The sequence below is a fragment of the Streptomyces sp. NPDC017979 genome (assembly GCF_044328175.1).
Classification (GTDB): domain Bacteria; phylum Actinomycetota; class Actinomycetes; order Streptomycetales; family Streptomycetaceae; genus Streptomyces.
Map to the genome: position 1 here is coordinate 124,115 of NZ_JBIRGU010000009.1, position 23,108 is coordinate 147,222.

At 72.5% G+C, this 23,108-nt stretch carries 21 protein-coding genes and 1 tRNA gene; 9 read left to right on the plus strand and 13 right to left on the minus strand.

Annotation, left to right across the window (positions count from 1 at the left end; genetic code table 11):
- Positions 1–3: 3 nt before the first annotated feature.
- Complete coding sequence (locus ACH4E8_RS22925; protein ID WP_398451000.1) at positions 4–1,290, plus strand: tyrosine-type recombinase/integrase; 1,287 nt, start codon at positions 4–6, stop codon at positions 1,288–1,290.
- 65 nt (positions 1,291–1,355) lie between these two features.
- On the opposite strand, the gene ACH4E8_RS22930 is transcribed toward ACH4E8_RS22925, so the two are convergent.
- From ACH4E8_RS22930 to ACH4E8_RS22945, 4 genes are all read right to left on the minus strand, one after another.
- Positions 1,356–1,440, minus strand: a tRNA-Ser gene (locus tag ACH4E8_RS22930).
- A 139-nt stretch (positions 1,441–1,579) separates the two neighbouring features.
- Positions 1,580–2,008, minus strand: coding sequence for a tRNA adenosine(34) deaminase TadA (gene tadA / locus ACH4E8_RS22935; RefSeq protein WP_398451295.1), 429 nt, complete (start codon positions 2,006–2,008; stop codon positions 1,580–1,582).
- 62 nt (positions 2,009–2,070) lie between these two features.
- Positions 2,071–2,598, minus strand: coding sequence for a hypothetical protein (locus ACH4E8_RS22940; protein WP_398451002.1), 528 nt, complete (start codon positions 2,596–2,598; stop codon positions 2,071–2,073).
- A gap of 148 nt (positions 2,599–2,746) precedes the next feature.
- Positions 2,747–2,992 (minus strand): hypothetical protein, encoded by a 246-nt coding sequence (locus ACH4E8_RS22945; protein ID WP_398451004.1) that lies wholly within the window; start codon positions 2,990–2,992, stop codon positions 2,747–2,749.
- Positions 2,993–3,065: 73 nt separating this feature from the next.
- On the opposite strand from ACH4E8_RS22945, the gene upp reads away from it, so the two are divergent.
- Positions 3,066–3,701 (plus strand): uracil phosphoribosyltransferase, encoded by a 636-nt coding sequence (upp, locus tag ACH4E8_RS22950; protein ID WP_398451006.1) that lies wholly within the window; start codon positions 3,066–3,068, stop codon positions 3,699–3,701.
- A 38-nt stretch (positions 3,702–3,739) separates the two neighbouring features.
- Here upp and ACH4E8_RS22955 read toward each other — a convergent pair whose 3' ends face one another.
- Both ACH4E8_RS22955 and ACH4E8_RS22960 read right to left on the minus strand, forming a co-directional pair.
- The gene (locus ACH4E8_RS22955; protein WP_398451008.1) at positions 3,740–4,375 is read right to left on the minus strand and encodes a LytR C-terminal domain-containing protein; all 636 of its coding nucleotides are present in this window, start codon (positions 4,373–4,375) and stop codon (positions 3,740–3,742) included.
- A gap of 168 nt (positions 4,376–4,543) precedes the next feature.
- Positions 4,544–4,840: a type II toxin-antitoxin system VapB family antitoxin gene (locus tag ACH4E8_RS22960; RefSeq protein ID WP_003955420.1), complete on the minus strand. Its 297-nt coding sequence runs from the start codon at positions 4,838–4,840 to the stop codon at positions 4,544–4,546.
- 269 nt (positions 4,841–5,109) lie between these two features.
- On the opposite strand from ACH4E8_RS22960, the gene ACH4E8_RS22965 reads away from it, so the two are divergent.
- Positions 5,110–6,714 (plus strand): helicase HerA-like domain-containing protein, encoded by a 1,605-nt coding sequence (locus ACH4E8_RS22965; protein ID WP_398451010.1) that lies wholly within the window; start codon positions 5,110–5,112, stop codon positions 6,712–6,714.
- Positions 6,715–6,801: 87 nt separating this feature from the next.
- Here ACH4E8_RS22965 and ACH4E8_RS22970 read toward each other — a convergent pair whose 3' ends face one another.
- The 4 genes from ACH4E8_RS22970 to ACH4E8_RS22985 all read right to left on the minus strand — a co-directional run bounded on the left by ACH4E8_RS22970 (position 6,802) and on the right by ACH4E8_RS22985 (position 12,628).
- Positions 6,802–8,343: a M28 family metallopeptidase gene (locus ACH4E8_RS22970; protein ID WP_398451012.1), complete on the minus strand. Its 1,542-nt coding sequence runs from the start codon at positions 8,341–8,343 to the stop codon at positions 6,802–6,804.
- Between the two features lie 251 nt (positions 8,344–8,594).
- Positions 8,595–9,182: an HhH-GPD-type base excision DNA repair protein gene (locus ACH4E8_RS22975; RefSeq protein ID WP_398451013.1), complete on the minus strand. Its 588-nt coding sequence runs from the start codon at positions 9,180–9,182 to the stop codon at positions 8,595–8,597.
- A gap of 275 nt (positions 9,183–9,457) precedes the next feature.
- On the minus strand, positions 9,458–9,811 hold the full coding sequence (locus ACH4E8_RS22980; protein WP_398451014.1) for a hypothetical protein: 354 nt from the start codon (positions 9,809–9,811) through the stop codon (positions 9,458–9,460).
- Positions 9,812–10,264: 453 nt separating this feature from the next.
- Complete coding sequence (locus tag ACH4E8_RS22985; protein ID WP_398451015.1) at positions 10,265–12,628, minus strand: glycosyl hydrolase family 18 protein; 2,364 nt, start codon at positions 12,626–12,628, stop codon at positions 10,265–10,267.
- A gap of 234 nt (positions 12,629–12,862) precedes the next feature.
- Between ACH4E8_RS22985 and ACH4E8_RS22990 the strand changes: the two genes are divergently transcribed.
- Positions 12,863–13,981, plus strand: coding sequence for a helix-turn-helix domain-containing protein (locus ACH4E8_RS22990; protein WP_398451016.1), 1,119 nt, complete (start codon positions 12,863–12,865; stop codon positions 13,979–13,981).
- Here ACH4E8_RS22990 and ACH4E8_RS22995 read toward each other — a convergent pair.
- Positions 13,938–14,636, minus strand: coding sequence for a TetR/AcrR family transcriptional regulator (locus ACH4E8_RS22995; RefSeq protein ID WP_398451017.1), 699 nt, complete (start codon positions 14,634–14,636; stop codon positions 13,938–13,940). The two genes, ACH4E8_RS22990 and ACH4E8_RS22995, sit on opposite strands and share 44 nt — an antisense overlap.
- Positions 14,637–14,751: 115 nt before the next feature.
- Here ACH4E8_RS22995 and ACH4E8_RS23000 point away from each other — a divergent pair, with 115 nt between their 5' ends.
- The 4 genes from ACH4E8_RS23000 to ACH4E8_RS23015 all read left to right on the plus strand — a co-directional run bounded on the left by ACH4E8_RS23000 (position 14,752) and on the right by ACH4E8_RS23015 (position 19,286).
- Complete coding sequence (locus ACH4E8_RS23000) at positions 14,752–16,230, plus strand: MFS transporter (RefSeq protein ID WP_398451019.1); 1,479 nt, start codon at positions 14,752–14,754, stop codon at positions 16,228–16,230.
- A complete protein-coding gene (locus tag ACH4E8_RS23005) occupies positions 16,220–16,825 on the plus strand; it encodes a DUF1877 family protein (protein WP_398451021.1) in 606 nt (201 codons plus the stop codon). The genes ACH4E8_RS23000 and ACH4E8_RS23005 overlap by 11 nt, the downstream gene beginning before the upstream one ends.
- A 286-nt stretch (positions 16,826–17,111) precedes the next feature.
- Positions 17,112–18,359: an MFS transporter gene (locus ACH4E8_RS23010; protein WP_398451297.1), complete on the plus strand. Its 1,248-nt coding sequence runs from the start codon at positions 17,112–17,114 to the stop codon at positions 18,357–18,359.
- 27 nt (positions 18,360–18,386) lie between these two features.
- Positions 18,387–19,286 (plus strand): phosphorothioated DNA-binding restriction endonuclease, encoded by a 900-nt coding sequence (locus ACH4E8_RS23015; protein WP_398451023.1) that lies wholly within the window; start codon positions 18,387–18,389, stop codon positions 19,284–19,286.
- On the opposite strand, the gene ACH4E8_RS23020 is transcribed toward ACH4E8_RS23015, so the two are convergent.
- On the minus strand, positions 19,272–19,826 hold the full coding sequence (locus ACH4E8_RS23020; RefSeq protein ID WP_398451025.1) for a TIR domain-containing protein: 555 nt from the start codon (positions 19,824–19,826) through the stop codon (positions 19,272–19,274). The genes ACH4E8_RS23015 and ACH4E8_RS23020 overlap by 15 nt on opposite strands.
- Before the next feature lie 205 nt (positions 19,827–20,031).
- Between ACH4E8_RS23020 and ACH4E8_RS23025 the strand changes: the two genes are divergently transcribed.
- The gene (locus ACH4E8_RS23025; protein ID WP_398451027.1) at positions 20,032–21,582 is read left to right on the plus strand and encodes a DUF2252 domain-containing protein; all 1,551 of its coding nucleotides are present in this window, start codon (positions 20,032–20,034) and stop codon (positions 21,580–21,582) included.
- Positions 21,583–21,598: 16 nt separating this feature from the next.
- Here the strand turns inward: ACH4E8_RS23025 and ACH4E8_RS23030 are convergent, their stop codons facing one another.
- Positions 21,599–22,957 (minus strand): DUF1266 domain-containing protein, encoded by a 1,359-nt coding sequence (locus ACH4E8_RS23030; RefSeq protein WP_398451029.1) that lies wholly within the window; start codon positions 22,955–22,957, stop codon positions 21,599–21,601.
- Positions 22,958–23,108 lie beyond the last annotated feature (151 nt).

Here is a 23,108-nt window from a genome sequence, read left to right on the forward strand (position 1 = left end):
CGTATGACCGAAGCGAACAACGAGAAGAAGCGCACGCGGCAGCCCAACGGCCGCAGCTCCATCTACCTCGGCAAGGACGGCCGCTGGCACGGCCGCGTAACCGTCGGCATCCGCGACGACGGCAAGCCGGACCGCCGCCACGTGGAGCGCAAGACGCGCGCCGAAGCGACGGCCGCTGTCCGTGAGCTGGAGCAGCAGCGCGACGCCAGGACCATCCGCAAGGCGGGGCGGCCCTGGACGGTCAAGACCTGGCTGACCCACTGGGTGGAGAACATCGCGCCGCTCGCAGTCAACGAGAACACCATGGTGGGATACGGCGTCGCCGTGCGGAAGCACCTGATCCCCGCGCTGGGTGCCCATCGACTCGACAAGCTCAAGCCCGAGCACATCGAGCTCTTCTACGGGCGGATGCAGACCGACGGCCGCAAGGCCGGAACGATCCACCAGATTCACCGGACGTTCCGAACCGCGCTCAACGAGGCGGTACGGCGTGGTCACCTCGCGCGGAATCCCGTGCAGCTCGCCAAGGCGCCTCGCGTCAGCGAGGAGGAGGTAGAGCCCTACACCGTCGAGGAGGTACAGCGGCTGCTGCGCGCGGCGGACGAGGGACGGAACTCCGCACGCTGGGCCGTCGCTCTCGCTCTGGGCCTTCGGCAGGGTGAAGCGCTCGGACTCAAGTGGGCCGATGTGAACCTTGAGCGCGGCGTGCTGATGGTCCGCCGCAGCCGGCGGCGGCCCCGCTACGCCCACGGGTGTGAAGACACCTGCGGCAGGAAAGCCGGCTACTGCCCGCAGCGTCAGCGGACCAATCCCGAGACGGCCGACACGAAGTCCCGCGCGGGGCGACGGGCGGTCGGTCTGCCCTCCCAGCTCGTAGACCTGCTGCGGATGCACCAGGCCAAGCAGGCAGACGAGCGGGCGACGGCGGGCGACGACTGGACAGAGGAAGGCTGGCTCTTCGCGACGCCGACCGGGCGGGGGACGTCCCCCAGAACGGACTACGACGACTGGAAGGAACTTCTGACCGACGCGAAGGTACGAGACGGCCGACTGCACGACGCCCGGCACACCGCTGCCACGGTCCTTCTGATCCTTGGCGTGTCGGAGCGAGCGGTCATGGGGCTCATGGGGTGGTCGACCACGGCCATGGCCGCCAGGTATCAGCACATGGTCGACTCCGTCCGGAGGGATGTCGCCCGACAGGTCGACGGACTCATCTGGAAGCCGGACGGGGCCCGGTCGGACGATGGTGACGACGGCCCCGCCGGGGCTCTCGTACCGGCCAACTGAAACGGAAACTGAGACGGAAACGGGTGAGGCGCCCTGTCCATCGGACCGGGCGCCTCATCTACCAGCGGTAGCGGAGGGATTTGAACCCTCGGTGACTTGCGCCACACTCGCTTTCGAGGCGAGCTCCTTCGGCCGCTCGGACACGCTACCGGGAGAGAGCTTAGCCCAAGGTGGGCCGAGGTCTGAAATCCGTATTCGCGGCGGGGGCAGCGGGGCGATCGGGTCGGCGGTCGCGGGTCAGCGGTCGCGGGTCAGCGGTCGCGAGTCGGCGGTCAGGGGCAGGTCAGGGTCAGCGGTCGCGGAAGAAGGTCGTGAGCGCCGCCGCGCACTCGTCCGCGAGGACGCCCTCGATCACCTCGGGGCGGTGGTTCAGCCGGCGGTCCCGTACGACGTCCCACAGCGAGCCGACGGCGCCGGCCTTCTCGTCGCGCGCGCCGTAGACGACCCGGCCCACCCGGGACTGGGTGATCGCGCCCGCGCACATGGTGCACGGCTCCAGGGTGACCACCAGGGTGCAGTTGGTCAGCCGCCAGCCCGAGAGGCGTTTCGCGGCCCGGCGGATCGCGAGGACCTCGGCGTGGGCGGTGGGGTCGCCGGTCAGTTCGCGTTCGTTGTGGGCGGCGGCGAGCACGGTGCCGACGCCGTCGAGGACGACGGCGCCGACCGGTACGTCACCGGAGCGCGCCGCGCGCACCGCCTCGGCGAGCGCGGCGCGCATCGACGTCGCCCAGGGGTCCCGCACGGGATCGCGCCCCCCGGGCGCCGGTGCCACTTCCCTCACTAGCGCACGGCCTCCAGGATCTCGCCCGCGCCCAGCGCTTCGGCGATCTCTCCCAGGACGTCGGTGTCCAGGGTCAGCAGGTCGGTCTGGGACAGGCCGAAGTCGGCGAGGACGTCGCCGTCGCCGGCCGGACCCGCGGGGACGGCGCCGTCGGTGCCGGGCGGGGCGTCGTCGTCCGCCGCGTCCGGCTCACCGTCTTCGGTGCCGTCGAGGTCGAGGGCGTCGAGGTCGCCGGCCGGGTCGTCATCGTCCCCGCCGAGCAGTTCGTTGGTCAGGATCTCCCCGTACGAGGAGCGCGCGGCCGCGGCCGCGTTGGAGACGAAGACCCGGGGGTCGTCCTCGCCCTCCACCCGGACGAGGGCGAACCAGGCGCCCTCCTGCTCGATGAAGAGGATCACCGTGTCCTCGTCGATCGAGGCGTCCCGGGCCAGGTCGGCCAGGTCCGACAGGGTCTCAACATCGTCGAGCTCTGTGTCGCTCGCTTCCCACCCGTCTTGAGTGCGCGCGAGCAGTGCGGCGAAGTACACCGTGACTCTCCCACTGATCAGAGGTGTGACGACCGGGCGGCGCGGCATGAGTGCCCCGCCCAATCGGAATCGTGGCAGAAACCCGGGCTTTGCGAGAGGTCTTCCGTCGTTGCGTCGGCCACCAGTTGTTTTGCGCGCTCCATCGGAGTTACCAGCGGAAGGTGCGCATGCGCATCTGCTGGCGCATCCGGGCGGCCCTGGCGCGCCGGGGCTGGACGCGGTCCCGCAGCGCCTTCGCCTCGTTCAGTTCGCGCAGGAAGGCGGCGCGGCGCCGGCGGCGTTCGGCGTCCTCCGCGGACTCGTCCCGCTCGCCGCGGTTCCCCGCCTCATCCTGCTGCGCGCGCTCCTTCTCTACGTGCTCGACGTCCTCCGGCTCCGGCACGGGCCTCACCACCCCACGGCTCTACGTAAGCCTCCACCTTCCCTCGCTCACCTCGCTTGATGCGACCCGGGCTACTGTGGACGGCATGCGGATCCACGTCGTCGACCACCCTCTGGTGGCGCACAAGCTCACCACGTTGCGCGACAGGCGCACCGACTCCCCGACCTTCCGGCGGCTCGCCGACGAGTTGGTCACCCTGCTCGCCTACGAGGCGACGCGGGACGTGCGCACCGAGCAGGTCGACATCGACACGCCGGTGACCAGGACCACCGGGGTGAAGCTCTCGCACCCGCGCCCCCTGGTCGTGCCGATCCTGCGGGCCGGGCTCGGGATGCTGGACGGCATGGTCCGGCTGCTGCCGACGGCCGAGGTCGGCTTCCTCGGGATGATCCGCAACGAGGAGACGCTGGAGGCGTCCACGTACGCGACGCGGATGCCGGAGGACCTGTCCGGGCGGCAGGTGTACGTCGTCGATCCGATGCTCGCGACCGGCGGCACGCTCGTCGCGGCGATCCGCGAGCTGATCGCGCGCGGCGCCGACGACGTGACCGCGGTGGTGCTCCTCGCGGCGCCCGAGGGCGTCGAGGTCATGGAGCGCGAGCTGGCGGGCGCCCCTGTGACGGTCGTCACCGCGGCCGTCGACGAGCGGCTGAACGAGCACGGCTACATCGTGCCGGGGCTCGGCGACGCGGGCGACCGCATGTACGGCTCCGCGGACTAGGGCGTTTCGGCCGCTTCCGCGCTGGCCGGCCGCGCGGTTCAGCAGGCGGTCTTGGGCTTGGGGGCCGGCTTCGCCAGGGCCACCAGCGCTTGTTCCGCCGTCGGCTTCGGGGCGAGCGCGGTGAAGGACGTGCCGAGGATCAGGTCGACGTCGCCGGTCGTGCGCGCGTCCGTCTTCGTCGTCGCGCCGGAGAGCTGCGTGGACAGTACGGAGAACGGCCCCTTCGTCGCCCCGGGCGCCCCCAGCAGGACCGCGGGACCCGGCACCTTCTTGTCGTACTCCGCCGTGGCGTTGCCGACCTTGCCGATGGTGAAGCCGCGGGCCTTCAGCTCGTCGGCCGCAGCCTTGGCGAGGCCGCCGCGCGGGGTCGCGTTGTAGACGTTCACCGTCACCTGGGCCGGCTTGAGGGTGACGGGCGCGGCGGGCGGGGGCGTGGCGGTGTTCTTGGCCGGCTGGCAGCCGGGTTTGCGGGACGCGGTGGTCTCCTTGTCGGAGCCGCCGGTGAAGGCGTCGATGAGCTGGACCGTTCCCCATCCGGCCAGGCCGAGGGCGACCACGCCGGCGACGGCCGCCGTGACGATCCTGCGGTGGTTGCGGGGGCGGCGCATCCGGGGGTACTTGTCCCCCGTGATGCGGTACTTTCCCCCCATCCCGGGAGGAGTCAGCATGCTCATGGGCGCAGCGTAGTGCGACCTGCCCGCCGTGCCTACAAGATGATCAATGCGTGACCCCCGTACGGCCCTGGAATGGGCCCGAAAGGATCAGTGGGGCGCCGCCGATCAGGCGGGACGCGTGCCCCGTCCGGAGTCGTCGGGCGTCGGCCCGTCCGGAGTCGTCGGGTGTCAGCCCAGTTCGAGCACGCGGGCGTGCAGCACCTGGCGCTGCTGGAGGGCGGCGCGCACCGCGCGGTGCAGCCCGTCCTCCAGATAGAGGTCGCCCTGCCACTTCACGACGTGCGCGAAGAGGTCGCCGTAGAACGTCGAGTCCTCCGCGAGGAGCGTCTCCAGGTCGAGCTGCCCCTTGGTGGTCACGAGCTGATCGAGGCGGACCGGGCGCGGTGCGACGTCCGCCCACTGCCGGGTGGATTCCCGGCCATGGTCGGGGTAAGGCCGGCCGTTTCCGATGCGCTTGAAGATCACACGGAAAGCCTACCGGTCAAGCCCCTCCGGGCGCAGCCATGGCGGGCCGGTGCGATCCTGGGCGAAGCCTGACAAAGCAGATTTCGATCAGCAGTTGATCCGCGGTCGTCCCGTAGTCGACCCGCGGTCGATCCGTAGTCGACCCGTAGTCGATCAACGGACGAGCAGCGCACGAGCAGCGGTCGGCCGGCCGCCGAAGAGCCGTGGAGCACGGCTCGGTTCGGTTCGGTTCGCAGCCGACCGGCGAGACCGGGAGACCTGGGGGCCGCATGGCCGAGAGCACGAGCAGCGCCGACAGCACCGACGGCACCGACAACGCCGACGGCACCGCCGACGGCGGCGGGGGCCTGCCGGAGCCGGCGCGGACCATCGCCGCGGGATACCCCCCGTCCGCCGCCGCCCTCGACCTCGGCGCGCTGCTGTGGGACGGCCGCTGCCTCGCCGACGCCCCGATCCGCGTCCCGCTCGCGATGCTCAACCGCCACGGGCTGGTCGCCGGCGCGACCGGCACGGGCAAGACGAAGACGCTCCAGCTCCTCGCGGAGCAGCTCTCGGCCGCCGGCGTGCCCGTCTTCCTCGCGGACGTGAAGGGCGACGTGTCCGGGATCTCCGCGCCCGGCCAGGCCGGCGACCGGGTGCAGCAGCGCGCCGTCGAGGTGGGGCAGGAGTGGACCGCGCGCGGCTTCCCCGCCGAGTTCTACGGGCTCGGCGGCATCGGCCCCGGCATCCCCGTCCGGGCGACCGTCACCAGCTTCGGACCGGTGCTGCTGGCCAAGGTGCTCCAGCTCAACCAGACCCAGGAGCAATCGCTCGGGCTGATCTTCCACTACGCGGACGCCAAGGGCCTGGAGCTGGACGACCTCAAGGACCTGCGGGCGGTGGTCGCCTTCCTGGTGTCCGACGAGGGCCGGGCGGAGCTGAAGACCATCGGCGGGCTGTCGGCGGCGACCGCCGGCGTCATCCTGCGCTCCCTCACGGCCTTCGAACAGCAGGGCGCCGGCAGCTTCTTCGGCCGGCCAGAGTTCGACACGAAGGAACTGTTGCGCACCGCCGACGACGGACGGGGCGTGGTGTCGGTGCTGGAGCTGGCCGCGGTGCAGGACCGGCCGCAGCTCTTCTCCACCTTCTTGATGTGGCTGCTGGCGGACCTCTTCCACGACCTGCCGGAGGTCGGCGACGTGGAGCGGCCGAAGCTGGTGTTCTTCCTCGACGAGGCGCATCTGCTGTTCACCGGTGCGACGAAGGCGTTCCTGGCGGCGATCACCCAGACCGTGCGGCTGATCAGGTCGAAGGGCGTCGGGGTCTTCTTCGTCACGCAGACGCCGAAGGACGTGCCGTCGGACGTGCTGGGGCAGTTGGGGAACCGGGTGCAGCACGCGCTGCGCGCCTTCACCCCGGAGGACGCCAAGGCGCTGAAGGCGACCGTGCAGACCTTCCCGAACTCGCCGTACGACCTGGAGGAGGTGCTGACCGGGCTCGGTACGGGCGAGGCGGTGGTGACCGTGCTCAGCGAGTCGGGGGCGCCGACGCCGGTCGCGGCGACCCGGCTGCGGGCGCCGCAGTCGCTGATGGGGCCGATCGATGCGGCGGCGCTGGACGCGGCGGTGCGGGCGTCGTCGCTGTACGGGCAGTACGCGCAGGAGGAGGACCGGGAGTCGGCGTACGAGAAGCTCGCGGCGCGAGCGGCGCCGGCGCCCGCCCCGGACGAGGAGGCGCTGGCTGCCGAGCGCCCGCCGACCCCCGGGGAGCAGGACTCCCTGGTCTCGCAGGTGGTGGGGAGCAGCGCCTTCAAGTCGCTGGCGCGGTCGGTGGGGACCCAGTTGGGGCGGGAGATCACCCGGTCCCTGTTCGGGACCGCCCGGCGGAAGCGCTGAGGTTTCGCGCCGCCGCCGGGGGTCGCCGGGGCTGTTACTCCGTCACTGCGGTCACTGCGGTCACTGCCGTCACTGCCGTCACTGCGGTCACTCGGTCACCGCGGAGTGGCCGCCGTTGGTGGTGCCCTCGCCGGTGCTCGTGGCGGGGGCGACCGGCTTGCTCAGCGAGCTGATGTCGTGGGCGTAGGTGCCGGTCGCGTTGGCGATGATGCCGATGTTGATTCCGAACGCCGTCATGTTGACGTTGTTCAGGTCGTCCCCGGCGCTGTGGTAGTTCGGGTCGTACGAGATCCCGGCCGTGCCGCCGAACTTCGCAGCCTGCGCCGGGGTCTTCTTCACCTCGGCGCCGGTGAAGGTGCCGCCGGAGGGGATGCCGGCCGCGATGAACGGGCCGTAGTCGGAGCGGCCGGTGAAGTCCGAGCCCTCGTGCGGGGTGCCCCGCCCGTCCAGGAACTTCTGCATGTCGCGCTCGATCTGCTCCGAGCCCTTGGGGCCGGGGCCGGCGCCGACGCCGTCGGAGTTGTCGCCGTCGTAGATGAAGATGCCGTAGTTCGGCGAGGCGATCATGTCGAAGTTGAGGTACGCCTTGATCTCCTTCTTGCCGAGGGAGCTGAGGCCGGCGACGTACGCCTTCGAGCCGAGCAGGTCGTTCTCCTCGGCGGACCACCAGGCGAAGCGGATCTTGTTCGTGGGCCGCTTCTCGGCCTTGGCCAGCTCTTCCGCGACCTCCAGCAGACCGGCCGAGCCGGAGCCGTTGTCGTTGATGCCGGCGCCTTCGGAGACGCTGTCGAGGTGGGCGCCGAGCATGACCGTGTTCGCCGCGTTGCCGTGCTTGGTCTCGGCGATCACGTTCCGGGTGGTGCGGGTCTCCTGGAGCTGCCGCAGCTCCAGGGTGATCCGCACGGGACCGTTGGCCAGCTCGCCGGCGAGCTTCTCGCCCTCGGCCTGGACGAGCCCGCCGGTGGGGATCTTCACCCCGGCCGGGTCGCCGAGGGTGCCGCCCATCGAGCCTTCGGCGTTGTTGTAGACGAGCGCGCCGACGGCGCCCGCGTCCGCCGCGGTGGCCTGCTTCTGCGCGAAGGTGCAGCCGCCGCGCTTGATCAGGGCGATCTTGCCGGTGAAGGCGCCGGCCGCGTAGTCGGCGGGCTCGCAGCCGGTGGTGTCGTCCACGGGGACGGCCGCGAGGTCGGCGGTGGTGCCGCCGACCGGGGTGGACTTGGTGTAGTCCATCGCGGTGACCTGGACGGACCGCGGCGCGGGCGAGACGACCGCCAGCTTCTCGGCCTGGGTCTCGATGTACGGGAACTGGAACGGCTGGTACGAGACGTCGTAGCCGTACTTCTTGAGCTGCTGGTACACGTACGCGGCGGAGGCGTCGTACCCGAGGGTGCCGGCGGCCCGGTTGCCGGTGGAGTCCGCTATCTGCTGGAACTTTTCCAGGTGTTCGCGGGCGTCGTCCGCGGAGGACTTCTTGACCAGCTTCGCCGCGAGCTTCGCGGCGCTGCGCGCGTCGCGCTCGGCCGGCGAGTGGCGGTCGGCCGAAGCGGGGGAAGCTGAGGCCAGCAGCAGCGGTGTCGCGAGTGCGGCGGCGGCCAGGGCTGCCACGGCTCTGTGACGGGTTGCCTTCACCTGTTTCCTTCCGTCGTGGACGTCACGTAATGGACATGTCGAAACCGGAAGCTAGCGGGGGCCGGCCTCCTTAGGGAACGCTTGTGCCCCAACTCACGTCGCCGATCCTCATCCGGCACCACCTGACCTCGTACGCAACGGAACTGACGGATCGGGACTTTCCCGACAGGTCTTCAGGACGGTCGTTCAGAGCAACTGTTCAAGGTGGGTGCTCAAGGCGGGTGCTCACGGCGGCTGTTCGGCATGGCTGTTCAGGGGGACTGCTTCGCCCGGGCGGCGCGCTTCATCTCCTGCTTGTGCGCACGGACCTTGGCCAGGGACTCCGGGCCCGTGATGTCGGCCGCGGAGCGGTACGAACCCTCCTCGCCGTACGCCCCGGCCGCCTCCCGCCAGCCCGCGGGCCGCACGTCGAACTGCTTGCCGAGCAGGGCCAGGAAGATGCGCGCCTTCTGCTCGCCGAAGCCCGGCAGCGCCTTCAGCCGGGCGAGCAACTCGGCGCCGTCCGGGACGTCGCGCCAGATGGCGGTGGGCTCGCCGTCATAGGTGTCGACGAGGTACTGGCAGAGGGTCTGCACCCGCTTGGCCATGCTTCCCGGATAGCGGTGGACGGCGGGCTTCTCCTTCAGCAGTTCGGCGAAGGCGTCGGGGTCGTACGCGGCGATCTCGCCGGCGTCCAGGTCGTCCCGGCCCATGCGGCTGGCGATGGTGTACGGGCCGGAGAAGGCCCACTCCATCGGGACCTGCTGGTCGAGCAGCATGCCGACGAGCGCGGCGAGCGGGCTGCGGCTCAGCAGCGCGTCCGCCTCGGGCTGCTGGGCGAGGTGGATCGTGGGACTCATGTACCGATGGTCACCCGGGCGGGGGCGGGCCGCCAGCGATCCGCGTCCGCGCGGCGAGTACTCGCCACTCGGGCGTGTGCCTGGTGGGGGCGGGAACCCTGGGAGGGAAGGACGAGAACGCGAAACAGGGGCAACGGGGGGACAGCGGGATGCAGGGAGTGCAGAGAGGCAGAAGTGCAGGGGACCGGGGGAAAGGCACCGGGGCCCCCGCCGCCGTGTACAGCGGGGACCCCGGTGGGCTTGCGGGGCGCTGTCGCGCGCCCGGGCTCGGATCGTTACTCGGCGGCCGGACCCTCCGCGGCTTCCACGGCTTCCGGAGCCTCCGCGGCTTCCGGCGCTGGGCTTTCGGCGGCCGGCTCGGCGGCTGGCTCAGAGGCCGGTTCGGCGGCCGGCTCGGCGCCGGGGTGATGGTGGTGGTGCGTCGGGGAGAGGATCGCGGCGTCCTTGAGGATCACGGCGTGCTCCAGGACGTCTTCCGCCGGGTCGTCGATCTGGCCGATCGAGACCAGCGTGAGCTGGTGGCCGTTGCGGGTCTCGTCGGCGACGGCGGTGCCGGTGGGGAACGTGACGGCGAGTGCCGTCGTGCCGAGTGCGGTCAGTATGAGCCGGGCGTACGTGGTCCTGGTCAATGTCGCCTCCGCCTGCGTGGGGTGCGTGGGGATCGGGTCGTGAGGAGTGGGAACGCGGTGCTCGCGGGGTGTATCCGCCAAACCGGCCAGGAGGTCACGGCGGTAAACCGAGCGAACACACAATTCACCCGTTCGGCCTATAAGAAAAACCCGGACGCACTATCACGGAGGGGGCGAGTCGGATGGGAGCCGAACTGCTGGACGGCCACGACCGTCCCGAGCGTTTTGTCCGCGGTGTCCGCGCGGCCGGCCGCGGCTTCCGAGACTCCGGCGGTGGTTTCCAAGGGTCCGGCCACGGTTCCCGAGGGTCCAGCGGCGGCGGTCATGCATCCGGTCCACGGTCTCCGTGCGTCCGGTCCACGGCGGTCGCGCATGTGGTCCACGGTGGTCGCGCACCCCGCACGGGCGCGCGACCACCGCGATCACGGACCGGACTCACCCGCCGTCGGCAGGTCAGGGCAGCCCGGTGTGCAGGGCGTTCATCAGCGTCCCGGTCGGGGTGTCACCGGACATCTCCCAGACCATGGCGCCGAGCAGGCCCTTGGACTTGATCCATTCGGTCTTCTTCCCGATGGACCAGGTGTCGTCGAAGCTCCACCACTGCCCACCGGGGCCGGTGTAGCCGTACGTCGAGATGGACTGCGGGTCGTGGTGCACGGTCATGTTCGGGTAGCTGGTCATCATGTTGTGGTAGCCCCTGATGCCCGCCTCCTCGGCGAACTGTCCGGGGGCCGCACCGTTCGCGGTCTGCCATTCGCCGTTCACCCCGGGCGCGCCCGCGGCGACGTCCTTCCAGCCCCGGCCGTAGAAGGGGAAGCCGACCGTGAGCTTGCGCGGGTTGACCCCGGCGTCGAGGTAGGTCTGCACGGCCCGCTCGACGCTGAAGTCGAAGGTGTACGGGTCCTGGGCGTCCCGGTGCAGATTGGCCTGGTGGCCGGTGCGCAGCGGCTCCCAGGAGTTGTCGCTGCCGGAACCGTGGAAGTCGTAGCCCTGGACGTTGGCGTAGTCGAGGTAGTCGAAGATCTTCGTCAGGTCCCAGCCGGCCGCGATCTTCGCCGGATCGGCGGGGGTGAAGGCGGTCAGCAGCCGGTGTTCGCCGCCGAGCGCGTCGAGTTGCTTGCGGAACTCGGCCAGCAGCGCGGTGAGGTTGTCCTTGTCGGCCGCCTTCCAGTGGTTGCCCGGGTGGCCCTCGGCGCCCGGCCACTCCCAGTCGATGTCGATGCCGTCGAAGACGCCGGCGCCGGTGCCGGGGCCGCCCGCGCCGTTGTAGACGGGCAGGTTGCCCTTGATCCAGACGTCCACGCAGGAGCGGACGAACTTCTCCCGCGATGCCGGGGTGGCGGCTGCGTCCGAGAAGAACTTGGAGAAGGTCCAGCCGCCGAGCGAGACCACGAACTTCAGGTGCGGGTGCTTGGCCTTCAGCTTCTTGATCTGGTTGAAGTTGCCGCGCAGCTTGCCCCAGCCGTCGTCCGCGACGCCGTCCACGGACTGCGCGGCGGAGAAGGGCCGGCCGTAGTCGGCGTCCGCGTCGCCCGCGCCGGTGCCCTCGTCCGGGTCCTGCGGATTGCCGGAGATGCCCTTGGTGACCCCGGCCTGGCAGGTCAGGTTGACCGGGTCGACGTTCTCGAAGGCGTAGTTGACGACGTCCAGCTTCGCGGCGGCGCCGGAGGTGTCGAGGTTCTTGACGAAGTACTGCCGCCCGTACAGGCCCCATTGGATGAAGTAGCCGACCTTGAGGTGGTTCCCGGGGCCGGCGACGTCGTCGGTGGTGACGGCGAGGGCGTTGGAGGCGGGCGAGGAGTTGTCGGCGGTGTCGCGCGCCTTGACGGTGAAGGTGTAGGCGGTCGCCGGGGAGAGCCCGGTGACGGTGGCCGCGGTGGTGGTGACCGTCTTGACCAGGGTGGCGCCGCGGAAGACGTCGTACGCGGCGACGGCGACGTTGTCGGTGGCGGCGTTCCAGGCCAGGCTGACCGAGGAGGCGGTCTTCGCGGTGGAGCGGAGGTTGCCCGGTGCGGTCGGCGGGGTCGGGTCGCTCGCCGGGTCGACCGTGCGCAGCGCCAGCGGGGCGCTCGGCGGGCCGAGGTTGCCCCGGGTGTCCTTGGCGCGGACGGTGAAGGAGTACGCGGTCGCCGGGGAGAGCCCGGTGACGGTCGCGTCGGTGCCGGTGGAACTCGCCACCACGGCGGTGCCGTTGAGCACGTCGTACGAGGCGACGGGGTAGTCACCGGGGGTCGCCGCGTCCCAGGCGAGGGCGGCGGTGCGCGCGGTGACGGAGGTGGCGCGCGGGGCGCTCGGTGCGGTCGGCGGCTTGTCCGGGGTGCCGTCGCACTTGTCGCCGTTCACGGTGCAGGCGGTGGGGGTGCCCACCGGGCCGTTGCCGATGAACCAGTAGCTCCAGGGGTTGCTGCTGCCGCCGGCCGGGATCGTGCCGTTGTAGTGGGCGTTCTTCACGGTGACGCGGCTGCCGTTGACGGTGGCGTCGCCGTGGTAGTGGCCGGTGACGGTGACGCCGGCGGGGAGGTCGAACTCCAACGTCCAGCCGTTGACGGCGGCGGTGCCGCTGTTGTGGATGGTGTAGACGCCGCGCCACCAGGAGCCGTTGTTCTCGGTGGAGAAGGTGGCGGTGAGGGTGCCGGCGGCCTGCGCGGGGGAGGCGGCGAGACCGGTGAGGGTGGCGACGGGGAGGGCGAGGGCGGCGAGCGCCGCGGCGATGCGGTTGCGCAGCTTGCGTGCGGCGCCGCGCGCGGTCGGGCGTCGGCGCCGGGATCTGTGGGGGTCCTCGTGGGGGTCTTTGCGGGGGTGGGTTCTCGTGAACATGGCTCTCCCTGCGGTAGGGGTGCGTGGCCGTGCTCAGGACGATCAACCGCTCGACGGTTCAGTCGATCAACCCCTCAAGCTACCTGGTCTGGACCAATCGGGAAGGCGGCGGAAGCAGCGGTTTTCCGTCAGTGTCGGCATTCCGCCGCCGGTGGGTAGTGGGTGGGCGCAGTGGTCTGTACCTTTCCTTCCGTACTCCTGACCGTGCTCGACCGGGTTTCGCCGGGAGGCGTCATGGGCGGCACGCATGAGCGGCACGAAGTGAGCGGCACGACGGGCACGGAGGGCGGGGCCGCGGACGCGGACGTCAGTGGCCCGGACGTCAGTGGCCCGGACGCGGACGTCAGTGGCCCGGACGTCAGTGGCCCGGACGCCGGGGGCGCGCGGGCCCTCGCTGCGCTCGGCGTACCGCCCGACGAGGAGTTCCTGTACCGGGCGCTGCTGACCCGCCCCCGGGCGACCGTCGCCGAACTCGCCTCCGCCACCGGCTGGAACGCCGACCGCGTCCGCCGTCGCACCCGTGCGCTGGAGCAGCGCGGCATGTTGCTGCGCACGGCCTGCCGTCCGGCGCGCTTCACCCCCGCGCCGCCCGACGTGGTGCTCGACGCGCTCGCGCGCCGCCGCGAGGAGGAGATCGCCCGGGCCCGACTCGCCGCGGTCGCGCTCACCGACGCGTTCCGCACGGCGGGCCCGGAGGAGGGCCCCGCGCTGCAACAACTCGGCGGCGACGGCCCGTCGCTGGACCGGATGGCGCGCAGGCTCCAGACGGTGGCGCGCGAGGAGGTGCTGACCTTGGGGGTGCCGGATCCTGGTGCGCCCCCGGGCGGTCCGGGAGTGCCCCCGGGCGGACCGGGGACGCCCTCGGTCGTACGGCGTCGGGCTCTGTACGACCCCGGGTCGGTGCCGGTGCAGCCCGGGGTGGAGGGCCGGTTGCTCGTCGAGCCGGCGCCGCTCGCGCTGGTCGTCGCGGACCGCCGCACGGCGCTGGTGCGGGGGCCCGGGCAGGGCCGGGAAGCGGTGGAGGGCGCGGTGCTGCTGCGCCCCTCGGCGCTGCTCGACGGGCTGCTGACGCTGTACGAGTTGCTGTGGCAGCGTTCCGTACCGCCCGGGGACGACGCGGCGGACGGCCCGCTGTCCGCCGCCGACCAGCAGTTGCTGTCGCTGTCCGCGGCGGGCCTGACGGACCGGGCCATCGCCCGCCGGCTGGGCGTCGCGCAGCGCACGGTGGAGCGCCGGATGCGGCGGATCATGAACGCGTTGGGCGCCCGCACCCGCTTCCAAGCCGGGCTCCAGGCCGCGGGCCACGGGATCAGCGCGGTGCGTAGTGCTCCAGGAACATGTCCACACCGCTGACGACCAGCCGTTCCGTCAGTTCGTCGTCGATGGTCGCGCCGTAGTGCCCGAAGACCAGGTGCGGGTGGACCAGTAGCGCGTGGAGTTGGATCGTGGCCACCTCCAGGTCCGGAATGACCAGCCGGCCGCGGTCGGCGAGGGCCCGTAGCGCCCGGGCGACCTCCGGGTGGTGGCTGGTGGGGCTGCCGTCGCGCCAGGCGCGCGCCAGGTCCGGGAAGCGGTGCAACTCGGCGGCGACGAGGGTGCGCAGGGCGGCGAGTTCGTGGTCCTCGCGCACGGCGCGGACCCAAGCACGGGCGGTGTCGACGAAGGCGGTGCGCAGGTCGTCGGCGTCGGCGAGGCGGTCGAGCCGGGCGACGGCGGTGTGGGCGTCGGCAGCCGCTCCGGTTCCGGCCACCGGCCTGTCGACCGCGCCCGCGACCACCGCGGTGAACAGCACTTCCTTGCTGCCGAAGTGGTTGTAGACCGTCACCTTGGAAACGCCCGCCTCGGCGGCGATGGCGTCCATGCCGACGCCGAAGCCGTCGCGCAGGAAGAGGGTGCGGGCGGCGGTGACGATGGCCTGCCGCTTGCGCTCGGCGCGGGGGCCGCGAGGTCCGCTCGGCTCGCTGGGGCGGTTGGTGTCCACGGTGTCCACACCCTCGATCGTACCCATCGACTTAAACTGTACGGTTGAGTTCACATGAACTGAACGGTACGGTTCAGTTGACCGGGTTCCGACCGTCCACAGGCGCCCCTCCCTCCCCTTTGTCGCCCTCCAAGGAGCAGCCATGTCCGCAACCGACGCACACCCGCACGGCCACGCGCACGGCCGCCCGCACGGCCACCCGCCCGCCGGAGCGGCGCAGCACCCGCCGCCGCTCCCGCGCCGCTGGGCCGCGCTCGCCGTCATCTGCCTGGCGCAGTTCATGCTGGTCCTGGACGTGACGGTGGTGAACGTCGCACTCCCCGACATGGCCGCCGAACTCGGCCTCGGCCGCGCCGCGCTGACCTGGGTCGTCACCGCGTACACCCTCGCGTTCGGCGGTCTGATGCTGCTCGGCGGCCGGCTCGCCGACGCCCTGGGCACCCGCCGCGTGCTCCTCGCCGGCCTCGCCGTCTTCACCGCCGCGTCCCTGGTCACCGGGCTCGCGCAGAGCGCGGAGCTGCTGCTCGGCGGCCGGCTCGCGCAGGGCGTCGGCGCGGCGCTGCTCTCCCCCGCCGCGCTCGCGGTCGTCACCACCTCCTTCCACGGCCCGGAGCGCAACCGGGCGCTCGGCGTGTGGGCGGCGATCGGCGGCACCGGCTCGGCGGCCGGCGTGCTGATCGGCGGTGCGCTGACCGAGGGACCGGGCTGGCAGTGGGTGTTCTACGTGAACGTGCCCGTCGGCCTCGCGGTCCTCGCCGCACTACCGGCGCTGGTCCCGGCGGCCACCGCGCCGCGGGCCCGCACCGCCGCCCGGCTGGACGTGCCCGGTGCGCTCCTCGTCACCACCGCGACCGGTGCGTTGATCTACGGGCTCGTGCGCGCCGGCGACGAGGGCTGGGGCGACGCCGGAACCCTGCTCGCCCTCGTCGGCTCGGCCGCGTCGTACGCGGCGTTCGCAGCGGTCGAACGCGCCTCCCGCGCCCCGCTGATGGACCTGCGGATGCTCGCCCGCCGCCCGGTGGTCGCCGGCTCGTTCCTGATGCTGGTCGCCACCGCGCTGCTGATCTCCTTCTTCTTCCTCGGCTCGATGTACCTCCAGCACGCGCGCGGCTTCGGCCCGCTCAAGACCGGGCTCGCCTTCCTGCCGGTCGCGGTAGGCGTCGGGCTGGGCGCGCACCTGGGCTCCCGGCTGGTCGGCCGGATCGGCAGCCGCGCCTGCGCGGTGGGCGGCACGGCCGTCGCGACGGCGGGCGCGGTGCCGCTGGCGCTGCTCTCCGACGACTCCTCGGTGTACGGCGTCTTCGTCCCCGGTCTCGTCGTGGCGTCGCTGGGCGTGGGCGCGGTGTTCGTGACGGCGACGACGACGGCGCTCGCGATGGTCGCGCACGAGGAGGCGGGGCTCGCGTCCGGAGTCGTCAACACCTTCCACGAGGTGGGCGCTTCGGTCGGCGTTGCCGTGGTCTCGACGGTCGCGGCGGCGGGCATCGGTGCCGGTGCGAGCGCCGGCTTCACGGACGCGTACGCACTGCTCGCCGTCGTCGCGGGCGCCAGCGCGCTGGTGTCCGTCGCCCTGGTCCCACGGGGCCGCCCCGACACGACGGGCGTCCCCCATGCGCACTGAGCCGAGTCCGCCGGCCACCCTCGTACGACTGCTGCTCCTGGCCGCCTTCCTGGGGGCGGGCGGCCCGCGCCCCCGGCTCGACCCGACCGCGGGCGCCGGCGCCGGGCTCGGCGTCCACTTCGCGATCGCCCAGGCAGCGGCGGCCCGCCTCGCGACCGCGGACGCGCAGGAAGTGCTGTCGTACGTGACGGAGTTGGAGGACCGGGCGGAGTGCGGCGCGCGGGACGGGTGCTCGGTGGCGACGGACGGGCAGTGGTTGGTGCTGCACCGCTGCGTCACGGCCGGGCCGGCGGTGCGGCCGGGTCGCTCAGGTGGTCCGCCGGGCCCGTTGGCGTACGCCTTCCTCGGCACCCGCCGGCTGGCCGCCCCGGCCGACTTCTTCGCGGCGTCCCTGCTCTCCCCCGCCGAAGCGGCCCGCACCGCGCAGGCCCTGGCGGGGGTGGGCCGGGGCTGGCTGCGGAGCCGCTTCCGGCTGCTGGGCGCCGGCGACGACACGGCGTTCGACCATGCGTGGGAGGCGTTCGGGGACCTCCGGGCCTTCTTCGCCCGCGCCGCGTCCGCATCGCGTGCGGTCCTCTTCACCGCGACCGGCTGAGCCGACCGGGTCCCTTCAGCCCATGCCGGCCGGTGTCGGACGGGTTCGGGGCCCCGGCAGCGGCAGCGCGCCTCGCGACCGCGGGCGCGGGCGCGGCCGGTTGATGTGGCCGCGCCCCGGGCAGTACCTCTGCGACCCGCTGCGGTGCGCCGCGCCGGAGCTGCTGCCCCGACACTGACACCGCCAGGGGGATCGCATGTCGTTCAGACAGGAAGAGTCCAGACGGGACGAGTCCGAGCAGAAGGCGTCCGGCGAGAACGGGTCCGACCCGGCCCCCTCGCCCGAGATGCGGCGGCGCGTCGCCGCGGCCAGCTTCGTCGGCACGGCGATCGAGTTCTACGACTTCTACATCTACGGCACCGCCGCCGCGCTCGTCCTCGACGACGCCTTCTTCCCGCACCTCTCCCCGGTCAACAGCGTGCTCGCGTCCTTCTCCACGTACGCCGTCGCCTTCATCGCCCGCCCCGTCGGCTCCGTGCTCTTCGGCCACTTCGGCGACCGGCTGGGCCGCAAGTCGGTGCTCGTCGCGTCGCTGCTGCTGATGGGCCTGTCCACGGCGGCGATCGGGCTGCTGCCGACGTACGACACCTGGGGCGCGTGGGCCCCGGCGCTGCTGGTGACGCTGCGCTTCCTCCAGGGGATCGGGCTGGGCGGCGAGTGGGGCGGCGCGGCGCTGCTCGCGGTGGAGCACGCCCCCGCCGACCGGCGCGGCCGGTTCGCGGCGTACCCCCAACTCGGCCCGGCGCTCGGCTTCTTCGCCGCGACGGGCGTCTTCCTGCTGCTGACCAGCGCTTTGAGCGACTCCGCGTTCGAGGCGTGGGCGTGGCGGGTGCCGTTCCTGCTGTCGCTGGCGCTGGTGGCCGTCGGCCTGTTCGTACGGCTGCGGATCAGTGAGACGCCGGCCTTCCGCCGCGTGGTGGCCGACCGGCGCACCAGCCGCAACCCCTTCGTCGACGTGGTGCGCGACCACCCGCGGGAACTGCTGCTGGGCGCGGGCGGGATGGTGGTGGCGTACGGCCTGTTCTACACCGCCGCGACCTACTGCCTGGCGTACGGCACCAAGACGCTCGGCATCAGTCGCACCAGCATGCTGCTGGCCGAGATGGTCGCGGCCGTCCTCCTCGCCGTCGCCACCTGGTTCGCCGCGACCCGCTCCGACCTGCTGGGCCGGCGCCGCATGGTGGTGGCGGGCACGGTCGCCGCGGTGCTGTGGGGCCCGCTGATCTTCCCCCTGTTGGACACCGGCCGGCTCTCGCTGATCGTGCTCGGCATCGGCGGCACGCTCTTCATCTCGGGCGTGATCTACGGCCCGATGGGCGCCTTCCTGCCGGAGCTGTTCCCCGCCCACCTGCGCTACTCCGGCGCCGGCTCCGCCTACAGCCTCGGCGGCGTCCTCGGCGGCGCCGTGGCCCCGCTGGTCTCCACCCGCCTCCAGGACCAGATCGGTTCATGGGCGGTCGGTTGGTACGTGAGCCTGATGGCGCTGGTGTCGCTGGTGTGCGTGCTGTTGCTGCCGGAGACCAGGAAGCGTTGACGGTGGCGGATCGTACGATCGCTTCCCATGGCGACGGACTGGGTGGAACAGGCGGGCAGGCTACGGCAATGGACCCAGAACGGCATGCGGGCGCCGCACAAGCCCCTGCTGTTCCTGTACGCCCTGGGCCGCTTCCAGGAGGACCCCGATGCCGCGCTCGCGTACAGCGCGGTCGAGGGCGACCTCAAGCGCCTGCTGGTGGAGTACGGTCCGCGCCACAAGACCTCGCCCGGCTACCCCTTCCACCACCTGGTCAGCGACGGCGTGTGGGAGGTGCACACCTCCCAGGGCCCCGGCAGCCCCGGCAACGGCGTGACGCAACTGCGCACGTCGAACGCCGTCGGCCGGCTCTCCCCCGACCTGCAACGCGCCCTGCGCCGGGACGCCTCCCTGCTGGGCCGGATCGCCCGCGTCCTGCTCGACCTGCACTTCCCGCCGTCCCTGCACGGCGAACTCTGCGAGGCCGTCGGCCTGGAGCTGGAACTCGCGGAGACCGCGACCGTCTCGGCCCGCCGCCGCAGCCGCGACCGCCAGCTGCGGGACCTGGTCCTCACCGCGTACGAGTACCAGTGCGCCTTCTGCGGCTACGACGGCCGCATCGGCACGGTCCCGGTGGGCCTGGAAGCCGCCCACGTCCGCTGGTGGGCCCTGGCCGGCCCGGACACGGTCGACAACGCGCTGTGCCTGTGCTCCCTGCACCACAAGCTCTTCGACAAGGGCGTCCTCGGCGTCACGCCGACGCATCGCGTCATGGTCTCCCAGTCCTTCGTCGGCCGCAGCGAATCCGCCCGCACCCACGTGCTCGACCTGACGGCCCGCCCTCTGCTGGGCCCCCAGCCGGGCAACCCGCGGATCGCCGCCGAGCACCGGCGGTGGCACGAGGAGCAGGTGTTCCACGGGAAGGCGAGGGAGTCAGCGGAGGGGTGAACCGGGCCGCGGGACGTGTTCCGAGGGCGCGAGGGGAGCGTCTGCGAGGAGGGTCCGACGGATGTTGGCCGCCGCGGCCAGTTCGGGGACCAAGGCCGCCAAGTCGTCGGTGAGCCGGGTGAGGTCGGATTCGACGTTGCGGTGGTCGATCCTGCGGTACTGGCAGTCGGCCAGTACGGCGAGGTCGGGCGGCAGGTCCTCCGGCCGGAGCCGGGGCGTGCGCCCCACCAGGACGGGGATGACGATCCCGCCGTTCTCGAAGGCTTCCCGTATCTCCCGGCGAGTCCAGTCCTCGGCGGCGTCCAGCGGGCTCCGTCCGGCAGCCGCGGCTTCGGCCCAGCGTGGGCCGATGAAGGCGAGCAGCACGCGGCAACCGCGGGCGGCCGTGATCAGTGCCCGGGAGTAGCGGCTGCCCGCCGCGATCGACTTGCTGGCGCGGAACACGTGCTCGTCACCGAACCTGCGGGACAGTTCCCGCTCGACGAGCGCAGCGGTGACTTCCTCGTCGCCCGTTCGATAGTTCACGAAGATCAAGGACATGCCGAAATCCCCTCCTGTCGATTCCTGTCGATTCCTGATGACTCGCGTCGCATCGCATCGATCCGCGGCACCGGTCCCGCACGGCCTCCCCCGGCCCCTGCCCGCCAGCGTGCGCGCGCCGCCGAGCGGAGAATAATGGCAGGTGGGGCCGGTGCCACGGGCCCTCGGTGCGTGGTGCGCAGCTTCCGGTCGGAGGTGCAGCGGCATGGCAGCCAAGCAGCGGGCGACGAAGACGCAGCCGGCGAAGGGATCGGCGAAGAAGCCGACGAAGGCGCAGCAAGCCAAGGGGCCGGCGAAGAAGCCGACGAAAACGCAGCCGGTGAAGGAGCAGCTCGCCTACGGTGGCCTGCTGCGGCGCGGGCGGCGCAGTGCGTTGTCGCCGCGGGAGCGGGTCGAGCGGGGGCGGACCGCGCGCAAGGAGGTGCCGCGGTCGCAGCACGCGGAGTACGCGCCGGACGCACGGCGGCGCGACCCCGTGGACGTGGTGGAGGCGCAGTCCGCGGCGCGCGTGCCGGAACTGGTGCCCATCCGGTACGGGCGGATGGTCGAGTCGCCGTTCCGCTTCTACCGCGGCGCCGCCGCGATCATGGCCGGTGACCTGGCGGCGGCCACGCCCAGCACCGGGCTCACGGCCCAGCTCTGCGGGGACGCCCACATGATGAACTTCCGGCTGCTCGGCTCCCCCGAGCGCCGGCTCGTCTTCGACATCAACGACTTCGACGAGACGCTGCCGGGCCCGTGGGAGTGGGACGTGAAGCGGCTCGCGACCAGCCTGGTCATCGCCGGTCGGGAGAACGGCTACTCGAAGAAGGAGCGGGCCGGCGTGGTGCGCGCGGCGGTGCGCACGTACCGGCAGCGGATCAGGGCGTACGCCGGCATGGGGCACCTGGAGGTCTGGTACGACCACGGCGACATGGAGCAGGTGCAGGCGCTCGCCGACGAGCGGTTGAACCAGCGCGGGCGGATGCGGCTGGCCGACGCGATGGCGAAGGCGCGGACCCGCGACAGCCTCCAGGCGTTCCACAAGCTGACCGAGATGCGCGACGACGGACGCCGGTTCGCCGCCGATCCGCCGCTGGTCGTGCCGGTCGACGAGTTGCTGCGGGGCGCGGCGTTGGACCGGCTGGTGCAGGAGATCCACGACCTGGTGGAGCGGTACGCCACCTCGCTGCCCATGGAGCGCCGGCACCTGCTGGCGCAGTACCGGGTCGTCGACATCGCCCGCAAGGTGGTGGGCGTCGGCAGCGTCGGCACCCGCTGCTGGATCCTGCTGCTGCTCGGCCGGGACGACGGCGATCCGCTGATCCTCCAGGCCAAGGAGGCCGACCGTTCGGTGCTCGCCCCCTTCGCCGGCGAGAGCGCGTACGACAACCAGGGGCAGCGGGTGGTGGCGGGGCAGCGGTTGATGCAGGCCGTGGGGGACGTGTTCCTCGGGTGGGAGCGGATCACGGACGTGGACGTGCCGCAGCGGGACTTCTACGTAAGGCAGTTGCACGACTGGAAGGGCATCGTGGTCCCGCAGTCGATGGTCCCGCGCGGCATGCGGCTCTTCGCGGAGCTCTGCGGCGCGACCCTGGCCCGGGCGCACGCCCGCTCCGGCGACCGGATCGCGATCGGCGCGTACCTGGGCAGCAGCGACGTCTTCGACACCGCCCTGGTCGCGTTCGCCGAGCGGTACGCCGACCAGAACGAGCGCGACCACCTGGCGCTGGTGGAGGCGGTGCGCACGGGGCGGGTGCGGGCCGAAGGAGCGTGAGCACCCGCCCGGGCGGTCACTTCCAGGGGATGTTGCGCCAGGGGCTGGCGGGGTCCGTGGTCAGGGTGCGGTGGGAGGCGAGGGCGTTCTCGTACCAGTCGCCGAACTCCTCCTCGTCGAAGTGGAGGCAGCGCCCGAGGACGTACGCCGCCGACATCTCCTCCCACGAGCGGTAGTTGGCGCGACAGGCGCGGCCCGCGCGCAGCAGCCCGTCCTCCGTCTCCGCCACGGTGCAGTAGCGGGCGCCCAGCCCCCAGCGGGCCATGCAGGAGGCGCGCCCGTAGTCCCACGCCTCGACGGAGCGGATGAAGCCGCCCTCCGACAGCAGCCCGTCGGCGCGGAAGCGGGCCTCGTAGCGGGCGATCCGGCCGATGAGCCGCTGCACCCCGGCGATCTGGGCGGCGACTTCGGACTCGGGGCGCGCCTCGCCGGGGGCGACGCCCTCGGGGGTGATGCGCGGTTCGGCGGCGTGGGCGGCGTTGGCGCGCACGACGCGTTCGGCGACGGCGCGCCAGTGGTCGACCTCGACGGCCCCGGCGAAGTCCAGCGCCAGCGAGCGGCGCAGTTGCAGGGCGAACTCCCAGACGGGGCTGACCATCTCGGCGCGCAACAGGCGCTCCAGGGTCCGCTGCCAGTCTGCGCGGGTGTCGATGCCCCACCACTCCTGTAGCCGGTTGCGCTCCCGCTGGTAGCCGCCGCCGTGGTAGCCGACGGCGTTCCAGAACTCCCCGTTGTTGACGAACAGCAGGGCCCCGCAGGCCAGTCCGTGCGCCACCGGTCCGTGCAGCGGGCCGCCGACGTGCAGGGCGCGCAGCCGTCCCCTGAGCCGGAAGCCGTCCTCGGGCGGCAGGGCGTGGCGCAGCCACTGGGCGCGGTGGCCGGGTGTGGTGGGGAAGTACGCCTCGCACGGGGAGCCGGGGTTGATCACGATCCAGGGCGGGTCGTGCTCCTTCCACTGCCGGGCGAACCAACCGAGGGAGCCGGAGGTGTAGACGGGGTCCTGGGTCGGCACCGGCAACATGCCCTCGGTGACGAGGGCGAGGCACTGGGCGCCGACCTGGGGCGAGAAGTGCGGCAGCAGCTTCATGCGGTCGGGGTGGGCGTCGACGAAGGCGCGGGACTCGGCCGCGTACAGCCAGTTGCGGCCGAGCACGTCGAAGTAGCCGGGCCAGTCGCCGCGCGTCTTCGCCTCGTACAGCTCGCGCTCGATGTGGCTGGGGGCCTGCCAGGAGGGTGCGGCGGCCGGCTCCGGACCGACGCTGCCGGATGGCGGCGGGCCGCCGAAGCCGGATGCGCCGCCGGACGCACCGCCGGGGCCCGGGCCGGTGGTCAGCCCCTCACCGTTGCCCATCTCCATTCCCATGCCCGTCCCCATGGGACCGACTCTACCGAGCGGGTGTTCGGAGCCGGACGCGGCGGTGGGCCGGTCGAACGGTGCGCGGGGCGCGGCCGGGTGACGGCGGGGCCCGGCCGTCGTGTCGGCGGCCGCCCGGCGCGAGACGTCGGTACGAGTGACGGGTGCGCGA